Here is a 1510-nt window from a genome sequence, read left to right on the forward strand (position 1 = left end):
CCCCCACGGCAACCGGGCGGCACCGGTCCGCCCCACCGGCTCCGGCCGCCCCCGCGGGCGACGGGAGCCGGATCCGGGGCACCGCACCGCGTCGGTCGCACCCTCTCCCGCCCGAAGGGCGCGACCGACGCGGCTTCCCCGGCAGGTCACCTCCACGCCCTGCCGCCGAACCGCGTTCCCGGGGAAGCCGGCACCGACGAGCTTGCCCTCTCCAGCCCTCGACCCATAGCGTCGTGTTATGGATCTGGAGTTGCGTCATCTCAAGATCATCCGAGCGATAGACGAGGCCGGCAGCCTCACCCGCGCCGCCACCTCGCTCGGGTTGGCACAATCGGCGCTCAGTGCTCAGCTGAAGCGAATAGAAAGGGCTTTGGGCGGCCCATTGTTCGAGCGCGGTCGGCACGGCGCCCGCCCCACCCCGCTCGGTGAACTGGTCCTGGACCGCGCCCGGGTCCTGCTCCCCGCCATGCGCGAACTGCAGGAACAGGCCGTCCGCTTCGCCAACACCCTGGAGGACCTCCCCCGCTTCCGCCTGGGCGGCACCCACGGCCCCCTGCTGGGCGGACTGGTGGACCAACTCTCCGTCCTCCATCCCCACGCCACGATCTCCACCCTCACCAGTTGGTCGGTGGAGGAGCTGAGCGAACTGGTGGTGTCCGGCCGACTGGACTTCACCCTGGTCGGAACCTGCGGGGAATCCACTCCCCCGGCCGCCGACCAGTTGGTCTGGCGGACGGTGGCGCGGGATCCGATCTTCGTCATGCTGTCGGAGAACCACCCCCTCGCCGAGGAGTCCGAGGTGGAGTTGGAGCGCCTCGCCGGTGAGCAGTGGGTGGACGCCCCGGGGGACGGCTGTTTCGGGGACTGCTTCTACGCCGCCTGCGCCCGGGCCGGCTTCACCCCGTCATCTGTTTATGAGATGGATACCTCCGGCTGTGTGCACCTCGTGCAACTCGGTCGCGCGGTCGCCCTGTGCCGGGCGATCTTCCCGCCGACCCCCGGCGTCGTCACCCTCCCGCTGGCGGGTTCCCCGCTCAGCTGGCGCCATCTCATCGGCTGGCACCCGGCATCGGCCGCCGCCGGTGCCGCGCCCGCCGTGGTGATGCACGCCCGCCAGGTGCACCGCGACGCCGCCGCGCGCAATCCCTCATACGCGAAGTGGCTGGCGGCACACGCCCGTTTCGGTACCGCCTCCTGACACTCCGTCGGTTTCCCCGGGTCGGAGGCCGTCGCCCGGGCCCTCTCCCGCCCGTGGGGCGCCCCGTGTTCACCGTGCGGCGCGGGAAGCGTGCCGGGGGGCGCGCGAAGAGCGACACGCATCATCCGGTCATCCCCTCGCCTCCGGCCATACACCGGACGGGAACCACCGGATCACTTTCCATCGCATCACAAGAGGTATTGATTGGCAGGTACACACCTCGGGTGCGCTGCCACTACGTTCGTCACCGCAACACCCCCACAGCGGGCGCCCACCCGGCGCCCCGTCCGCCGCCGGAGCACCCTCCGGCGG

The 1510-nt window shown here is 71.5% G+C and carries 1 protein-coding gene; it reads left to right on the top strand.

What is annotated here, in order from left to right:
• The first annotated feature begins 238 nt into the window (after positions 1-238).
• Positions 239-1198, top strand: a complete 960-nt coding sequence (locus FNQ90_RS22795) for a LysR family transcriptional regulator (protein ID WP_143619364.1) — start codon at positions 239-241, stop codon at positions 1196-1198.
• The last annotated feature ends 312 nt before the right edge of the window (positions 1199-1510 follow it).

It is taken from the genome of Streptomyces alkaliphilus (assembly GCF_014141535.1).
In the GTDB taxonomy this organism is placed as follows: domain Bacteria; phylum Actinomycetota; class Actinomycetes; order Streptomycetales; family Streptomycetaceae; genus Streptomyces; species Streptomyces alkaliphilus.

Bases quoted from the DNA above. Each gene is read 5' to 3' on its own strand.
- FNQ90_RS22795 (WP_143619364.1), top strand. From the start codon at position 239: ATGGATCTGGAGTTGCGTCATCTCAAGATCATCCGAGCGATAGACGAG.